General features: G+C 71.3%; 1 pseudogene. It reads left to right on the top strand.

The annotated features are described in order from the left end of the window. Window positions 1-20,075 (top strand): annotated as a pseudogene (locus ABZ824_RS20660) (hypothetical protein); the annotation flags it as partial.

Below are 20,075 nucleotides of genomic sequence, written 5' to 3'. Positions count from 1 at the left end.
CCGGGTGCCGCGGACGAGGCGAATCGGCCGTCTGATTCGGCGACGCCGCCGCGCGTCGGCGACGAGGTGCCGGAACCGGGTGATTGGAAGGGGGCGCCGCTGGACCGCGGCGATACGGAATCGGCGCGCTCGCGTGACGACTCGAATGCGTCCGATTTCGAACGTGTTCCGCCGGGTGACCGTGAGCCGGGTGCCGCGGACGAGGCGAATCGGCCGTCTGATTCGGCGACGCCGCCGCGCGTCGGCGACGAGGTGCCGGAACCGGGTGATCGGAAGGGGGCGCCACTGGACCGCGGCGGTGCGGAGGGCGATGGCGCGCGGCCCACGCGCGACCGCACTCCGGCGCTCGACGAGTCGCCCGACTTCCTCGGTGAATCCGACGACGCCGAGCACCGGTCGGAGCACGGCGACGACGATGTGCCCACCGGTATGTACCGCGACGCCGACGGGGTGCTGCACAAGTTCGGTGATCGGCCCGACTCCTACCGGGATCCGGACGGAACGTGGCATCACGAAGACGACGCCGCGGGCACCTACCGCGACGACAGCTTCCGGTTGCACGACGAGCTGACCAAGGAATATCTCAGCGATCCGCTGACGAACCGCCCCTACCGGTTCATGGCCGATCCCGGCGACAAGCAGCCGTACACCGTGGTCGACGCGAAGATCGCAGCCCAGATCGCGGAAACGGTCACCGAGCGGGCGACGGTGGAGGCGCAGCGCAACAAGGCCAATGACGCGGTCAAGCGGCACATGGCGGAGTTCGAGATCAAGAAGATCAGCGATCTGGCCGAGGAGAAGCTCCCCGGGCGCGTGGAGAAACTCGAGATCGAGATTCTCGAGTCCGACCTCTCCGACGAGGAGAAGCAGGCGAAGCTGGATCGCCTCGGCGAGATGGAGCGCAACGCCGCGGAGTTCAACCGGCTGGGTCCGTTGCTGGTGAAGGCGTCCAAGACGCTCGGCGAACTGGCGGGCAGGGCGTTCGGGCTCGACTCGGAAGCGCGGCCGGGGGCGATACTGCTGTCGCCGTTCGAGGGCGCGATCGATGGCGCCGATACCGTCGACATAGCGGTGCTGGTTCCCGGCGCAGACGGTGGTCCGCCGAAACTGGTGGTGATCGAGGCCAAGGGTGTCCACTGGGACCTTGGCGGTTCGAAAGTAGCTGAAGCGCAACAGGGTTCGCCGGAGTATCTGCGCCGCACGGCCGCGATCGACAAGAACTTGCGGCGGATTCTGACCGAGACGCCCGAGGAGATGGCGGCGCGCGGCGTCGATCCGGACAGCGCTGCGGGGCGGGCGCTGTCGAAGGCGCGTGAGCAACTGCTGGAGGCGCACCGGAACGGGACGCTGGAGGTCGAGTACCACCTGGTGCACGCCACCAAGAATGGCGTTGTCACCTCGCGCGAGTTCAACCTTCATCGGGACGGCGCGCTGGTGCGGGTCGATGTCATCGGCGGCATCGAATCGCCCGCGCTGGCGCGAACACCGGCTCGAGCGCCGCTGGCCGACGCCTCGGTACCTGATGCCGACGCTCCGGTACGCGATACCGGCACCTCGGCGCGCGACACCGGCACTCCGGCGCGGGACGCCGACGATTCGTCGGTCCCGCCGCAGGGCGGCGACAGCGACGTGGCCGCCGCCCGCGATGCGGAGCTGCTCGGCGTTCCGGGCGAGGACGAATGGTCGCACCTGAGTCCGGAGGAGGTCGGCGAGCGGCTGCAGGAGCACCTGCGCGACGCCATGCGGAATCCCGACTTCGAAGTCTTCGGGTTCGACCTCGACGGTCTGAACCCCGAGGTGGTGCGGGAATACGCCAGGGCGATGGTCGATCTGGTCGATCGGTTCCCGTCCGCCGACCTGCGCAGCATCGGTATCGGCGGGCTGCCGCCCGAGGTGATCGGCATGGCGCAGCCACGGCTGGACGCGTCCGGCCGCATGTTCACCGAATCGATCGTCCTCAGTTACGACCACGCGACCGGTGCGCAGGCCTTCCGGGACCGGATACGGATCGGTGTGGACAACGGCCGGTTCTCCGCGGAAGTTCTGGGCCGTCCGGTCCGTGCCGTCGTGGCGCACGAATACGGGCACGCGCTCGACCACGCGAGTCAGCAGAGCGCACGCCATCGCGCCGAGGAACACCTGTACGAGCGCTATCTCGACGACGACACCCGCGACCCCGGTCTCGCTTTCGAGGATTGGCTGCACCAGCTCAGCGGCCACAGCTTCGACCGCGACGGCAACCTGCGGCCGGAAGAGGCGCTGCCCGAGGCGTTCGCCGATCACGTGCTCCGTGGCGACGACGAACCGGTCAGCGCGCCCGCCCGAGCGCTGCACGACCTGCTGACCCGGCTGGCCGCCGAGCCGCCGGAGAACAGCGACGCGCCGCTCTCGCTCGACGCCGACCACATCGACCTTCCGAACGACGGTTCGCGAGCGCGTGACCCCGACGACTCGTTCGGTCGCGACGGGGACGTCCTGTTCGAGGGCGACCTGCCGGACGACGGGACGCCGCTGTATCGCGGCATCCCCCGGTTGCTGCCCGACGGGTCGGTGAATCCGTCGTATCGCGAGGCGATTTCGGGACGCGCGGTGCCACGCGGAACCGTGGACTTGTCCGCCGAAGAGCACATCTCCCAGCGCCGCGCCGCCGAGAGCGACACCACGTCGTGGTCGCGTACGCGCAGTGCCGCCGAGGCATTCGCCGACGGCGACGGGGTGATCCTGGAATGGCGCACCGGGGCGCCGCCGGAGGGCGCGTCCTGGAAGTACAAGCCGATCTTCGATCTGCCGGACCAGTTCTCCCAGGTGCTGATCCAGGGGACGCTGCACGACGCGCGCGCGACCAGGTTCGTCGCAGCCGACGCGCATCCCGATCTCGCGGTCGGGGAGCACCCGGGGCAACCGGCGGGCGACCCGCCGCCGCCACGCACGCCGGATGACGAGCCTGCGGCGCATGCCCCCGACACCGAACTGCTCGGCGCACCGACCGATGACGAATGGTCGCGCCTGAGCCCGGCGGAGGTCGGCGAGAAACTACGCGACGACCTGCGCCGGATGACGGACAACCCGCAGTTCGAGGTGTTCGGCTTCGACCGCGACGGTCTCAACCCGGAGGCGGTGCGCGAGATCGCCCGCGCGATGGTCGACCTGCACTCGCGCTTCCCGCAGGTCGACATCCGCCGCATCGGCATCGGCGACTTGCCGGACAAGGCGATCGCGGAGGCGCGTTCCGGGTACGAGGACGGGCACCACTACACCGAGTCGATCACGGTGAGCCCGAAATACGTCGCGAGCGCCCGGGACCTGCGGCAGACGATGACCGATCGGGTCGGCGACGGGTTGTACGACCGGGCGGTCCTGCGGCGGCCCGCGTATTCGATCGCCGTCCACGAGTTCGGGCACGCGCTGGAATCCGCGGGTGACAACGCCGCCAGGCGCGGAGCCGAGGACCAGCTGCTCGACCACTACATGGACAACCATCCGGACAACCGGACGATGGACGGCTTCACGGAATGGTTGCGCGACAACCTCAGCGGCTACAGCCTGACGTCCCACGGGATCGAACCGTCGGAGGCGATGGCCGAGGCGTTGGTCCAGGTGGTCGCCCACGGCCGCGACAACGTGGCCGAGCCGGTCCGGATGCTGTACGACCGGCTGATCGATGCGGTCGAGGGCGATGCGAAACTGCTCGGCGCGCCGTTCGACGACGAGTGGTCGCGGCTGGGTCCGGCGGAGGTGGGGGAGAAGCTGCGCGACACGATGCGGCGGATCACGGGCAATGCCGAGTTCGAGGTGACGGGCTTCGACCGGGCCGGCCTCAACGGGGAGGTGCTGCGGGAATACGCCCGGTCGATGGTCGAGATGTTCGAACGGAACCCGCAGGCGAACCTGCGCCGAATCGTCGTCGGCGAGCTGCCGCGCGGCGTCTTCGCCGAAACCGGGCAGTTGATCGACCACGGCACCCGGCGGGTGTACGCGGACGACCTGCTGATCAACGAGCACTATGCCGCGAGCGCGACGGAGTTCCGGAAGGCCGTCGAAGAGAGCGTCGAATCGGGATGGCTGCATTCGAGCGCTACCCGCAGGCCCGTCCATGCGCTGGCGGTCCACGAGTTCGGCCACATCCTCGACATCAGCAGCGGTGGCTACGCCCGGCGCAAGCTCGACGCCGCGTTGCTGAACCACTACATGTCCAAGCAGCTGGGCGAACCGACTACCGAGGGCTACCTGGCGTGGCTGAAGGACAACCTCAGCGGATACAGCTTCGACAAGTCCGGGCAGCTCAACCCGGCGGAGGCGCTGGCCGAGGCGTTCGCCGAAGTGCGGTCGCGTGGCCTGTTCCAGGTCAGCGAACCAACACGGGTGGCCTACAGCCTGCTGCACGAAGCGGTCGACCGCGGTGGCCGCCGCGGGTGGCTCGGCCGGTTCATGGACGGGCTGCGGCTGGAGCGGTTCATCTCGCGCGATGAGCCGGGCGGGTTCGAACGTGACGCCGTCGAAGCGCCGCAGAACTCCGAGCGACACGCGGTTCGGGCAGACGATCCCCGGGACGGGGAGGAGCCGCGACGCCGAACCGATGCACCGCCCGCCGATCTCACCGAACCCGTCACCGCCGGGAGCGACGAGAACGGCGCGCGTGATCTGGTCCGCCCGGACGAGGCGCAACCCGCAGGCTGGCACCATCGCCCGACCGATGTGGCCGCGGCGGAAGTACGTGAAGTGCTGGTGCGCAGCGAGATCGGCAGGCAAGCGCTCACCCGGCTGCGCGACCTCGGCGCCGCCATCCGGTTCGAGGAACCCGGCGACGGTCCCGGACAGCCGGACGGGTTCGACGGGCGGACGATGGAAGTGTTCATCGGCACCCGTGGCCGCGACCAGCTGGCGCAGGCGGCGGCGGTCGTGCGGGCGGCGGAGCTGGCCGGTGCGGTCGCCGAGGGCAGACTCGAGGTGAACTCGGCCCGGATCCGCGCGCTGGACCGCGCCGATCACGTCGCCGCGCGGGTGCGGGTGGAGGCCGAAGCGCTCGGCCGCCAAGCCGAATTCCACCGGGAGATGCGCGAGGCCGGTTACGACCCGTACGGCGGGCCGGTGCGCGATGTGATCGATGCCGCGCAGCGCAGCGCGCTGGAATCGGCCTATCTGGATGTCTTCGACCGGGCCGTCGAGCCGGATGGCCCTGTGGACGACCCGGCGCGCCGGGCGATCCGGTATGCGGAGGCGGCTCGGCTGACCGCCCGGCGTGACGCCGCGGCCGCGGCGGTCGACGCGGCGCGGGCGCTGCGTGCGGAGGCGGCTCGCGGCCTGGCGGACGACGGGCAACTGAGCACTCGCGCCGCACTGGCCGACACCATGGAGCAGTTGCACGGCCGGACGATCCGGATCGACCAGGCGAGCGCCTGGCGGGACCGGTTGTCGGAACTGGAGCGGGCGTCGCTGCGGGTGATCGACCTCGAGGAGGTGCGCAACCGCGCCGACGCGGACCTGCGTCGGGTGCTGGACCTGGATGCCAGGCAACCGCAATCGGATTCGGGCGTGGACAGTGAGCGACGGCGCGCGGCGGGCGTGGCCGAGTTGCTGGCCGATCCGCGATTCGACGCACCGGAGGATCCACGCAAGGGCGTCAGCGGACGGCACGAGGCGGGCGAGGAGTGGGACGCCGCGCACCGCTCACCCGAGGGGGCGGCGGAATACGCTCCCCCCGATCTCGCGACGGCCCGCGAACTGGATCGGCTCCAGCGGGCGGAGGCGGCGGCCAGGCGCGAGCTGGCGCGCATCGAGGCGGATTGGGATCGCGCGTTCCGGCGGCTGCAGGACGGATTCAACCTTCCCGACGACGAGATCCCGTCCACCCGGCAGGAAAAGTTCGACCTGGTCCGGGAACGGTCCGAGCGTATCGACATCTGGAACGGCACCAGCCACGTGCTGCTGCTCGCGGATCTGACCGCGCAGCACACGCGGGCGACCACGGAGCATGCCCGCGTACTGGGCGAGATCACCGACATCGTGCGGCGGGACCTGTCCGACCGCGCCGCCCTGGCCGGAGAACCGCCACCCACCGACATCCGGGTGCGCCTCGACGAATCCGGTGACCTGCACGTCCTCCGAGACGCCGCCGACGCGCCCGCGCCGGCCGATCCGCCCCGGCACCGGGTGGGCGAGGGGACGCACCAGCGGACGATCACCGAGCACGCGGCCGCATTGCGGAACGAGGCACTGGTCGAACTCAGCGGCAGTCGACAGGGCAGATGGGCGGCGGCCGTGCTCGAGCGGCTCGGGGTGGACATCCGGTTCAGCGCCGAGTCCGAGGCGAGCATCCGTCGCATGGACAGCGGCCGCTACGGACTGCGGCCGGACGCGGGCTACAACCCGGTCACCAATACCGTCGTGCTGGAATCCGACGCCGGATCTCGGCGGCACGCAGCGGAATTGGTGCGCGCGGCGCGGCTGGCCGAGCAGATGAACGAGGCAGCGGGCGAACCGCTGGCGCGGCTGACCCTTTCCCGCGACGAATACGTCGACCTGATGCTGGACCGGATGGCCGAGGCGTACGCCCTGATGTACGCGGGCAACGCTGACGACACCGGCATGATCGATCCGAACCGGATCGGCGTCGACGACCTGGAACGCGCCTACGGCAAGGCCTACGGCGACGCGCTGCGCTACGCAGAGAAGACGTACTGGAAGTCCGGCGTCGTCCGGTCCTTCCCGCTATACCACCGGGCCGCCTTCCGCGCCGGTGTGCGCGCCGTGCGTGAGCATCTGAACCACCTCGGGCCGCACGTCGACTGGCGCGACTACGGCGATCACTTCGGGGCGGCATGGGACCGGGCGCACGGCATCGCGCCGACCGAACGCGCCGTCGATGCCGACGCGCAGGCGCGCGACAGCCGTGCCAGGGCCGGGGAGCGCGCCACGCATGTCGCGCTGGAGATCGAAAGCCTGCGCATGCTGCGCGATCTGGGCGAATACGTCCCGGTCAGCCCGGCCGAACGCGCGTACACCGAGGCCTACGACAAGGCGTACCCCAAGGCGGAGAAGGCGCATCGCCGCAACCCCGAGGCTCCGCCGCCGGAGCAGGCCGCCCACCGGGCGGGACGCGAGGCGGTACGGCGCTATCTCGACCGGGTCGGCTTGGACCGGGCCGAGATCGCCCTGGACGTCGTCCGCGCGGCGGGCAACGAGGATGAGTCGCGGTGGGGTCATCCGCAGGCGCGTGAGGACGGGATCGCGCCGCGCTCCGAAGACCCCGCGACGCGCGAGATCGGGCGCGACGACGACGCCGAACTCGCCCGGCGCGTTCTGGATCAGGAATTCGACGGCGAGCCGCATCCGGAGCGGCTCACCGATCGCGTCGCGCGCTACCCGGCCGATTCCGAGCCGGGGAGGCGGCCGCGCCTGGTGGTCGTCGCCGAACCCGGACAGCACATCGACGCCCTGCGCGAACTGGCGGCGAACCACCCGGAACTCGCCGACGTGCTCTGGGACCGGTCGCACTACCTCGACTACCGCGAGGCGGTGCGCGGGGCAGGCGGCCTGCCGACCATGCACCACATCACCGTCACGGTGGCGGAGGGGCCGTACCGTCACCCCAGCAGGACCGAAGCGCTCACGGAGATGCTGGCGCACTATCTGCGCTACCGGGCGGAGGGCCGCACGCATCTCGGATTCGAGGAGTGGCTGAGACAACTCGGACCCGACGCGTTCTACACCGCCGAAGACGCCGAGAAGGCCCGCGGTACCAGCCGCCAGGGGCTCCACGTGCCGGGCAGGCTGACCGAGGGCTTCCACGAGGCGGGGCACCGCACCGCTGCCGACGCCGATCCGCCGTTGACGCCGCCGCATCCGGCCGAGGTAGCGCACCGGTTGTACACCCGCCGGATAGCGCTGCCCAGCGACTCGGGAATACCACGCCCGTCGCATCACGAACTGGAAATCTTCCGAGTCGGGTCGACGGTGCTGAGCATCCACCTGGAACCCGATGGCAACGGCGGCTGGCGGGTGCCCGCTCCGCTGTCGAACCGATCGGAATCCGATGTTCTGTCCACGCATCTGCAGGGTCTGGCCGCGCCCGACCGGAAGAAGCTTGTCGCGCGGATCATCGAGCTGCTCGGCGACGGCTCCACCGACTTGGCGGATCGCGCCGCGCCGCGCAGCAGGTTCGGCCGCTTCATCGATCGGTTGACGCCGGGCAGGGCGAGCACGCCGGAAGGCGAACAGCCGCACCGCGTCGAGCGGTCCGGGAATGACGATCCGCACGTCGATCGGGACCGCATGGCGGACGAGTCCCCGCGCGGTTCCCATCCGCCCGAGGACATCGCGGCGGACGCGCCCGATACGGAGGTGCTCGGCGCCGCGACCGCGGACGAGTGGTCGCAGCTGAGTCCGCACGAGGTCGGCGAGCTGTTGCGGGACCAGCTGCGCGAGGCCACGGGCAACCCAGGGTTCGAGGTGTTCGGCTTCGACCGGCCGGGCCTGAACCCCGAGGTGGTGCGCGAATACGCCAGGGCCATGGTCGAAATGCACCAGCGGTTCCCGCCCGTCGACCTGCGTGGCGTCGGCATCGGCGAGTTGAAGCGGGGCGAGCTCGGGTGGGCCGACGGCCAGATCGACGACGTCACCAAAAAGGTCTTCACCAGGGCGATCGTCCTCAGTCACGAGCATGCCACGAGCGCGCGCGACTTCCGTGCGGCGGTGCACAACGCCGTAGGCAACGACCAACTGAAGCCGATGATGTTGCGGCGGCCCGTCTTCGCCGTCGCGGTGCACGAATACGGTCACGTGCTCGACCACGCCGGTGGTCTCGCCGCGCGGATGCGGGCGGAGCGCCATCTGCTCGAGCTGGCCGCCGCGGACCCCGACGGTGATTTCGGCGAGTGGCTGCGGGAACTCAGCGGGTACAGCCTCGACGAGGACGGCCTGCTCGACGATCACGAGGCGGTGGCCGAAGCATTCGCCGAAGTCGTGCTGCGCGACCACTTCGGCGATCTCGGTCCGGCGAGCAAACCCATACGCGCGCTGCACGATCTGTTGCTGCACCACGCGGAGCAGGGCGGAACCGGCCGTGCCGTCGACGCGCCGACGAACGACCGCCTGGTTCTCGACACCCACGACGACCAGGTCCGCGCCCTGCTCCGGCAGACCGACTACGGCAAACAGATTCTGGCGAGCTTGGACAGCGGCCCGATCCGCACCGGCTACGAAGACACCGCGCCGGACGGGCGGACCGGCGAGTTCCGGCGTCGCGAACTGTCGGCGCTGGCGTTCACCGCGGGCAATTCGCACGTGCGCCAGGCCCTGGCTCTGGCGCACGAATCGCTGCACGCGCAACGTCATCTCCAGCGCACCACGGCGAACACACCCGAGCGCATCCGCGCGATGTCGCGCGATGAATTCGTCGACGCGATGGTCGACGAGGAAGCCGCCGCCAGCGGCAGGCACTTCCGGCTCGCGGCCGAACTGCGCGCGCTCGGCTACGAGATCGCCGAACATCCGCTCGAAGAGCACTACCGGGAAGCGTTCGACCGGGAGCTGTCCCGGCGGCGCTGGGACAACGCGGGAACCCGCACCGAGGCCCACGATCTCGGCGTCGCGGCGTTGCGCGAGCCGCTGCGCCGGACGGAATGGAACAACGGGCGCAACTACGCCGACTACTACGGAAACATTTGGGACGAGGCCAATGTCGGCCGCGACGGCGCGGCGGAGGCGGGCAGGCACCATCCGTTCTCGCCGACCACCGCGGACGAACTATGGCACGGCGCGCTGACCCGCCAGGACGCCAGGCTGCGGGCGCGGGAGGCCGCCGCGGAATTCGCCCGCCGGGCGGAGGCGCTCTTCGGCACCCGCGACGTCGCCCGATCGACGATCGATCGGGCGCTGCGGGAGGCGGAGGACGCGGCCACCCGGTCGGACCACGATGCCGAATCACTGCGCAGGCAGCATGATCTGCGTGCGCTGAGCGACGCGGCAGATCTGCGGGACCAGGCCGGGACCCGGCTCGAAGGGCAACAGCACAGTCTCGCCGCATCGGCCGCGCGGGGCGTGCTCGGCGCGGCCATCCGCGGTGAGCCGGGCGCCCGGGTGCTCACCGATCACGTCGCTCATGTGCCGGGTGAGCCGGACCGGCTGGTGATCGCCGCGGAAGCCGGTGACCACGAGCGGGTCATGCGGGAAGCCGAGCGCGACCCGTTCGCGGCCGCGCTGCTCGGCCGCGACGATGTCGACCGCCGGTTCCTCGAAGTGGAGATCGACGACTTCGGCCGCGTGCGCGTCCGATCCGTCGACGAGCCAAGGCCGATCGCGCCGAGCGACCCGGTCGGTGCGGTCACGCCGCGCGATCTCGCCGGGACCGCGGCAGCGGAGCGGACCGCCCGTCTCCGTGCGGAACTGGCCCGGACCGAGATCGGGAGGCAGATCGATCGGGCGCTGACCGAGCACAAGGTGCGGGTCGAGTACGAATCGGACGCGCCGGATCGCTACTACCCCGCGCAACGGCGATTGGTCCTCGATCCCGGCCTGACCGACACCCAGCAGATACTCGCCCTGGTGCGCGGCGGCACGCTCGCCGATCTGGCCCACGCGCCGGACATGCCCGACGCCGCCCGGCTCCGGACGCAGTCGTCGCGCCGCGCGTACGTCGGCGCGATGCTCGACCTGGAGACGGCCGCGCGCATCATGCAATTCGCGGTGATCGGCGAACTGCGCGCGGCGCGGCACGAGATCCCCGAGACCGAACTCGAGCGGGTGTACACCGAGGCGTACGACGCCGCGCACGCGGCCGCGCGGGCGGCGGAGCCGAACGCCTGGCCCGAGGATCTGCAGGACAAGGCGCGCGAGGCCGCGTTCGAGGCGCTGCGCCCGCTGATGGACGCCGAGACCGTCGGCCCGGATCGGACCCACGCCGATTTCTACGGCGACGCCTGGGACGCCGCGCACGGCACCCGCTCGTTCGACCAGGTCGTGGCGGATGCGCTGGCTTCCGGCGAGATCGGCGCGACGCTACTGCGCGAGGGCGATTCGGCGCACAGCGCCCGGAGCGTCGAGTTGGTCCGGTTCGCCAACGGCACCGAACTGATCCGCAAGATCGTCGTCAATCCGCGGCACGCCGTCGCCGAGGTACTCACCGGGGCGCTCGGCCGGGCCGTCGACGCCCCCGTGCCCGAGTCGGTACTGCACGAGCCCAACGTCGTCTACCAGCAGGTGATGCCAGGTGAACCGGCCGGGGACCGGCACCGCGATTTCGCCGATCCGCACGAACTCGGCTACGCCGATTCGATTCCCGGCCGCGCCCTCGGCCTGCTCGACACCGTGGTCCGGCCCCCGGACCGGGATCGTTTCGGCTGGCTCGCCGGGCCGGACCGGCAACTCGCAGGCATCGACCACAGCCGTGCCTTCGAGAACAGCGCCGAGGCCCGCGACGCGGTGAGCCCGTTCGCCGAAGGATTCCTCGCCCGCGACGCCGACGGAAACGTCCGCTACCGCGACAACGAGCTGACCCGCGAGGCCGTCGACATCCTCATCGAACGGGTCGCCGCGCTGCGGCCGCAGTTCGAGCGCTACGGCCGCACCGACTGGCACGACCTGGCCATGGAGCGGCTGGCGCGGATACGCGAGCACGCGCGCGACATCGCCCCTGTGCCGCCGCCCGACGCCATCACGCCGGTCGGCGACGACCACACCGTTGTCCGCGAATACGACCGACGCAACACCTGGCTCTACCCCAACGGCAAAGGCGGCATCCACGTCACCGTCGACACCGAGGGGGTGCTGCGCGTCCATATACAGCCCGCCACCAGACCGGCCGACGGCGCGGGCCTTTTCCGCAGCGCGATGTCCGAATTCGGGCACCTGGTGACCGAGATCCGGGGCGAATGGCACCGGGACGGTGGCCCGGGCCACGACCCGGACCTCTACCGGACGCCCGAGGAAACGATGCGCGACTCCCTCCTCGGCGAGCTGGCGGCCGAGCACGGCTTCACCGAAATACGTGTCGAAGCAGGCGATCCCGCGCCGACAGTGCGTTTCAGCGAGCCGGAGTTCGCCGACGCGGACACGCACTCGACGCCGGACGCCACCGGATCGCGCGAGCGGGTCGACGACAACCAGCGGGAACCGGCGGCGGACGACGCGGCCGACCAGCCGGAGCGCGCCGACAGCGAAGTCCGCGCCGACGACCTGTGGCAGCTGAGCCGGGTCGACGCCGAATCGACCCAAGTGTGGCAGGTGCTCGAACAGTCCGCCGTCGGTCGCGAGGCGGCGGAACTGCTCCGCGCGGAGGGCGCCCGAGTGCGGTTCGCCGACCTCGGCGACGAGATCGGCGCGGCCGACGTCTTCGACCGCCGCACCATGGACATCCGGATCGACACCCATGACCGCGGACAGGTGGAGCTGGCCGGCGAACTCGTGCGTGTGGCCGCGCTGACCGAGGCGATCCGGGCAGGGCAGGTGGAGGTCACGCCGTCCCGGATCCGGGGCATGTCACGGGAGGACTACGTCTCGGCGCAATTGCGCGCCGATGCCGTCGCGACCGGCAGGCAGGCGGAATTCCTGCGCGAACTGGAGAACGCCGGGTATCCCGGCCGGCCCACCGCGCTGGCGCCGGTCGAGGTCGAGTACCAGCGCGCGGTACGCAGGCAGTACCTCGAGGCCTACGACGCGGCCGTGGCCCGGGCGCAAGAGGCCGACCCTGCGATGGATGCCGACCGGTTGCGCGAACGGGGACGAGAGGCGGGCGTCGAGGCGCTGCTCGCCGGTGACCTGTTCGACCCGCCGTGGTCCGCCGAGGAGAGCGCCAGTGCCCGCAGCACGCACGGCCGGGACTGGGACGCCGCCCAGCACCACGAGCGCTCGGCCGCTGAATACCGGCCCGCGACAGCGGAGGCCGCGCGCGAGACGCAGGACCTCGTGCGCAGGCACGCGGCTCACACCAGGGAGATCGGCCGCATCGACGCGATGCGGGATGAACTGGTACGCAAGCTCGACGGATTCGATCCCGAGCACAACGCGCTCGACCGCCGCGCGCTGGCACAGGATCGGGCGGACGTGCTCGCCCACCTGCGCGAACTCGCCCGCACGCGACGCGAACTCGGCGACGACCAGCTGGCTACGTTCGACGCTCAGGTGCGGGTCCTCAGCGAACTCGCCGCCGATCGCGGGCGCGCGGTCGCGGCGCGGGACGACGTCGCCCTCGAACTCGCGGCGCGAGTCGGGCACGACCTGATGGACCGGCAGGTTCGCGAGGCCGGTGGCAGCTGGCTCACCGACCGGGTGGCGTGGCTGCCCGGACGGCCGCCGAAGGTGTTCGTCGCGGAGACCGGTGACCGGTTCACCAGGGTGACCGGCGACGAGGCGCCCGACACGTCACTGCGGCACACCCTGGTGGTGGAGGATGTCGTCGCCGACCGGGTGTGGGTGGACGTCGACGACTCCGGCGCGGTGCGGTTGCGGCACGAGCAGACCGATCCTTCCGCGGTCCGGTCCGAGGACGACGGCCACTGGATGCGCGAGCGGACGCCGAATCCGCCCGACGATGTCGCTCGACCGGAGCCGCCCGCGGCCGAGGAGCCGGTACCGGCCGACCACCTGGCCGACCGGCTCGACCGCGTGATGCGCGAGCTGGACGGCGACAACCTGCGCGTCTACCAGAACATGCGCGGCGAGCGGGTGCGCGGCGACGGCAATTCCGTCGGCCGGTGGGCCATGAGCACCGTCGACCGGCTCGGCGTCGATATCCGGTTCACGTTCGACGACCCACCGGCCGCGCGTGACGGCAGGCAGCAGCTGCGGTCCGACAGCGGCTACGTGCCGTCGGCCGACAGCATTGTGCTGCACTCGAATTCGTCGGCGCTCGAGCTCGCCGAAGCGTGGGTGCACGCCGCCGCCATGGCCGAGCAGACGCGGGTGGGCGACGGTCCGCTGGAACGGCTCACGCTGTCGCGTGACGAGTACGTCGGCACGATGCTCGACCGCCAGGCCGAGGCGCACGCCAGGGCCTTCGAGTTCGCCCGGGTCCGCGAGGAACGCGCGAAGTACCAGAGCGAGCGGGAACGCACCCCGGACGAACCGCGCACCGTCGAACACGACGACCGACTGCGCGAGACGTTCGACGAGGCGCGCAAGAAGGCACGCAAGATCGCCGCACGCGCCTATCGCGACAACTCGTCGGTCCGGCCATCGATGCTCGACGCGGCGGCCTACCGGGCGGCGGTGCGCGAGGTGCGCGCCGCGCTGGTCGAACGCGGGCCGCTGATCGACGGCGTCGACTACGCCACCCACTACGCCGCGGAATGGGACCGGGCCAACGGATTCACCGCCGCCGACCTCGACCACGCGCCCCGCCCGCACAAGGCGGACTCGCCCGAACTTCGGCGGATGCGCACCGGTGACTTCGCCGTCGAGATCGAAACCCTGCGCGTGCTACGGGAATCGGGACGCTTCGTGCCCGTCGGCCCGGCCGAGGCCGCCTACACCCATGCCTACGATCGGGCCTACCGGAAGGCGTCGCACGCCGACGACGGCGTGCCGCCCGAGCGTCGCGCGCTGGACGCCGGGCTGACGGCGCTGCGCAAGTACGTCGACAAGGTGGGGTTGCCCGAGGCCGAGATCACGATGGAAGTCGCCCGTTCCGCCGCGGACAACCACGGCCGCTACCAGCCGTGGCCGATGGCCGATGATGCGGCGGAGCCGGCGCGGCACGCTCCCGTCGAGGCCGACGACTCGGCCGTGGCGCGGCGCACGGTCAACGCCCTGCTCGACCGGGATCCCGCCGGTGTCCGCCTGACCGAACGCATCGCGCTGTTCACCGGTGAGCGGGGTGTGCACCGCCTGGTCATCGTGGCGCAGCCCGGCGGGCATATCGACGCGTTGCGTGAACTGGCGGTGCGGAATTCGGCATACGCCGAGGTCTTGTGGAGCGGAACCCATCGCCTCGACTACCTCGCCGTCTCGCCGGACGACGGTGGCACCCGCTGGCTGCCCGCGGGGGTGGCGGAGGGGCCGTACCGCGCGCCCGACCGCTACGAGACGATGCAACAGTTCTTGGCGCACTATCTGCGCTATCGCGAGGCAGGCCGCACCGGTCTCGGCTTCGAGGCGTGGCTGCGTCAGCTCGGTCCGGAAATGTTCCACACCAAGCAGGATCAGCGGGAAGCGGACGCACACGAAGCCTACGAGGGCCGCCAGAACAAGGGCTCGCTGCGCCACGACGCGCTGACGAACTTCCGTACGGAACCGGAGGCCGGCGAACCGCATCCGGCGGTGGTGGCCCACCGGCTGGCCACCAGGCAGGTGCCGCTGCCCGAGCCTGGGAGCGGACCGGGCGTGTCGTGGCCGCGGACCACGGTCGGCAGCATCGAGATCGCCGATTACTCGTTCGGCATCGTGCTGGAGGCCGATGGCAACGGCGGGTGGCGCGTGCCGGCCCCGACCGGCGACGGTGGTTTGGACGACGCCTTCGGCAGGCTCTTCCACGGCATGTCCGACAGCAGTGTCAAGAAGCTGGTCAAGCGGATCTCCCGGCTGCTCGGCGACGGCGGGTCCGATCTGGTCCGGCGCGAACCCAGGGGAGCGCTGCGGCGCATGGCCGACCGGCTGTCCTTCGGATCGCGCGACGACGCCCCGCGCTCGATCGACGCGGGTGAGACCGAGCACAACCCGCCGCAATTCGATCGGCCGCGCACCCACGACCCGGATCAGGCCCGCCGCGCCGAGGCCGACCGGCGGCAGGCGGTGCTGGACCGGCTTGCCGCGCAGAACCACGACGCGGTGCGCGAACGCGACGCCGCGCGCGCGGCGGACGATCCGAAACGGCTCGCGAGGGCCGAGGAGCGCGTCGAGCGCCTGGACCGGGCGATGGCGACCGCCCTGGAACGCGACGCGTTGCTGCGCGCGGATGCCCGGCCGGTCACCGATCGCGTGGGCATCCTCGCGGGCGAGCCTCCGATGGTGCTGGTGGTGAATCTCGGCGGGACGGATCCGGCTCACGCGCTGGCCGATGCGGCCGCAGGGCATCCGGAGGTGGCGGACGCATTGGCTCGAGGCGCACGGCCGCGCGAGCTGCGGGTCGACCCTGACGGCACCATCCGGGTCATGCCGATCGCCCCGCGCGCGGACGCGGCCGCGGGCGGAGAGTCGCAGCACACCGCGGCCGGGCGGCGATCCGATGGCCCAGCCGAGCCGGGCGAATCCGGAACCGCGAAACCCGGCTCCGGCGAGAACGGATCCGATTCCGCCAAGCTCGGCGACGGCGATGCCGAGACCGTGCGGCTCGGCTCCGGCGAGGGTGACGCCGATGTGAAGTCCAGCCCGGGCGGGGGTGAAGTCGATTCCGTGAAGCCCGGCCGGGGCGAGGGTGAAGTCGATTCCGTGAAGTCCGGCTCCGGCGAGGGTGAAGTCGATTCCGTGAAGTCCGGCTCCGGCGACGGCGATGCCAATCCCGCGAAGCCCGCTTCGGGTGACGGCGGTGCCGAAAAGCCGCCGACCACACCGCGCTCCGCGGACGAACCCGGCGACGAGCCCGGCCCGCCATCCGACTGGTACTTCCGGATGCGGATCGAGCAGGCCGACTGGGAGGCGGACATGGCCGCCGACCACGCCGCCTGGTTGCGCGAGCAGGCCGACGCGAACCCGGACGACCGCTGGGCACGGTTACGCGCCGAACAGGCGGAATGGAACGCCCGCATGGCCGCCGACCGCGCGGCCTGGTTGCGACTGGAGCAGGCGGAGAACGAGACCTGGTCCGCCACGCTCGAAGCGGACCGGATGCGGCGCATCGCCGACGCCGACCCGGACGACCCATGGGCGGAACTCCACGCGCAACAAGCGGAATGGAACGCCCGGATGGCGGAGGACCGGGCGCAGTGGTTGCGCACGCTCTACGCGCCGATCGGGAGCGAACCACACGCCGATTCGGCCACACGGGACTCGGCGGCTTCGACACGGACCGACTCCGCGCCCTCGTCCGCCACTCCGGAGACGGACACACCCCCGCTCGGCGCGGACGGGTCGCGGACCGGTGGCGCCGATGACGACCCACGCGCTCGGATGTCACCCGAGACGCGGGCGCAATACGACCGACTCGCAACCGAACTCGAGCAGGCGCAAGCCCGGCGCGACGAACTACGCTCGCGGCGCGACGAACTGGCGGGACGGCTGCCGATCGATGACGCCGACGACTGGGCGGCCCTGCGACCCGGACCGGACGGCCTGGACCGGACGCTGGAGGAGCTGCGCGGACGGACCATGCCGGTCAGCGAGATGCCGGAACGTCTCGCCCGGATCGACGAACTGGAACAGACCGCGCGGGACTTCGCCGACGCCGACGCGGAAACCGCCCGCCTGGAAACGCAACTCGCGGATCTCGAACTGTCCACCACTCCGGTGGGCGAATACGACCGGCTCGTCCAGCAGCGCCAGGCCCTGACCCGTGAACGCGAGTTCTGGCGGGCCAAACGTGAGGACCGCGCCGCGCGCTGCGAATCCTGGGGTGACAGCGTCGTTCTGGACGAGTCGGCGTTGCGCGGGGATCAGCTGGAAACCACCGTGCTGCGGCTGTACGAGGCCGCGAACGTCCGGACGGTCGACGACGTCGGCGGCCCCGACGACGCGCCGCACACCGACCGGGTCGCGCCGGAGCCGCTGGAACTCGAGCATCGCAGGCGGACGATCGAGAAACTCGCCGCGGCCGCCGAGCAGGTCAACCAGCTCGACGAGCGGATCCAGCAGGTGGACCGTCGAATCGATGAGTTGCGCAGGGCAGGCGTCGGAGCGCAGCGGTCCCGGCCGCAGGACGTGATCGACGCGCTGGAAGGGCTGGCCCAACAGCGGGCCGACGCGCTGCGCGAGGTCAAGCCGCTGCGGCACGAGCGCGACGACCTGGCGGCGCGCCTGGGCCTGCTGGATCCCGAAGGCCGAGTCGATCAGGCGGCCTGCGAGCCGGAGCGGCTGGACCGGACCGTGGCCGACCTGCGCGCGGCGGTCCGGGACGGGCTCGCCGACGGCACGCTCTCCGAGGCGGAGGCCGACGCACTCCGCCGGGACATCGACGCGCTCGACGCCGTCGCACGCGAGGTGAACGACGCGCACAACGCGATCGGCCGCATCCAGGACGACATGGCCAGGGTTGCGGGCGCCTATCGGGATTTCATCGAACGCGTCGGCGGCCGGATGGTGACCGACCGGGTCGGCATCATCGACGGCGAGCGCCCGCGCATCATCGTGTTCGGCGCCCGGCCCGACCCGTCCGCCCCGCGCGCCGATCACGACGCCGCTCTGGCCGACGCCCTGCGCCGCAGTTCCGATGTGGCACAGGCGATCGTGCGCCCGGAGACCACGGTCGACTACCGTCACGTGCTCGCCGACCGCGACGACAACGTGCGGACGCAGGACATGGACCCGCCCGAGATCGAACGGTTGAGCACCGGGTGGATCGGCGGCCGCCGCCTGGACATCACCTCGTGGCGCGACGCCGACGGCGTCTGGCACCGCGTCGATCCGACCCGTCCGGACTGGGAATTCGGGCGCGATCGCAGCGAACCGCCGAAGAAGTACTCGCGGAAGGAACTGCCGGACGGTGTCAGCGGGTGGGCGATGGAGGACGTCGTCAACGACATCACCCTGCCGACCGACGACGTCCCGCCGGGCATGATCCCGGAGAGCACCCTTCCGCTGCACATGCCGCAGGCGCCTTCGCGGTACGACACCTCGGGCGTCGACGAGCACGACGTGTACACCCAGCACTGGGGCGGCGATTCGTACAACGTGGTGCGCCTGCTGCTGATGGCGGCGCAGGTGCCCAAGCATCCGGCGGTGAAGGCGTGGATCCAGCGTCATCCGGAGATCGGCGAGTGGGTGCAGGCGCGGCCGTGGCTGCGGCATGTGCCGCCGTTCGGCACGGTGTTCCGCAACTACGAATGGTTCGCCCCGCCGCAGCGCAACATCCAGCCGATGCACCGGCCGTGGAATGCGGCCGACCATGTGCCGCCGGGCGACCGGGTCGACATCCCGGAGGGCCTGCGGCGCGAGTGGGACCGTGACGTCGCTGCCTGGCAGCGGGTCCAGGACTGGGCGGACGGGGAATACGAGCGCTTCCTCGCCGACGACACCGACATCGACCGGATCGCCGACGGCCTGGACCGGCATCGGCGCGCCGAGCAGGAAACCCGGGCGCGCGAGGTGGTGGACGCCGTCGCACGGCTGGTCCGGCGGCAGCCGGGTATCGATCCGCTCGGCGACGTCGACGCGCAACTCGGGCGCATCCACGACGAGATCGACCGGATGGCGGCCGACCTCGCAGACCGGTTCGCCGCCGAGGACCCCGACGCGATTCGCGACACGGTGGAGGACATCCGCGAACTGGTGGCGGGCGGTGGCGATCCCGACGACATCGCCACCGCGCTCGCCGAGCACATGCGCGACGACGTTCCCGTGTTCACCCGCGAGGAACTGGCGCGCATCAAGGACCACCTGATGGTCGACGAACATCGGGTACGCGAACACAGCGATCCGGCCGGCCGGTACACCGACGAGAAGATGGACCGCCTCGCCGATGTAGCGGAGGCGTGGCAGCGACTGATCGACGGCGTCCCGCTGTCACAAGACTTCGTGCTGCTCGACGACATGCTGGCCGAAGCGCGATTCCTGGATGAAAATCCGCTTTCGACCTGGCAGCAGGCCAACGCGCACGCGATCACGCTCGGCTATCACTGGGACGCCGACCGCCCGCCGTTGACCGATTGGCGCACGGGCATCCCGTACGCTCCCGCTCCGCTTGCACCGGACCCGGGCTACCTGCCGCCCGCATCGGGTGCGACGCCGTCGCGGCCCCACGGCCCGACCGATGGCCCCGGCGAAGGACCCCGCGGCGGCGATCGCCGCCCGCCCGCCGGAGAGGAGCCGTCGCGTCCACGCGAAGAGGACGAATCCTCGACGCCGAACGCCGACGGCGGTGCGCAGAAGCCCCCGGAGGATCCACCCGCACCCGCGCGTCCGGACGAGCCCGACGAGCCCGACGACTCGGGTGACGGTGAGCAGGGTGCGCCGCGGACCGATCGTCCCGAGGACGAACCGGATGCGGCGTCGCC

Origin of the sequence: Nocardia sp. NPDC047038 (genome assembly GCF_040644075.1) — a bacterium.
Taxonomy (GTDB): domain Bacteria; phylum Actinomycetota; class Actinomycetes; order Mycobacteriales; family Mycobacteriaceae; genus Nocardia; species Nocardia sichangensis.
This window is presented reverse-complemented; position numbering and strand designations above follow the sequence as displayed.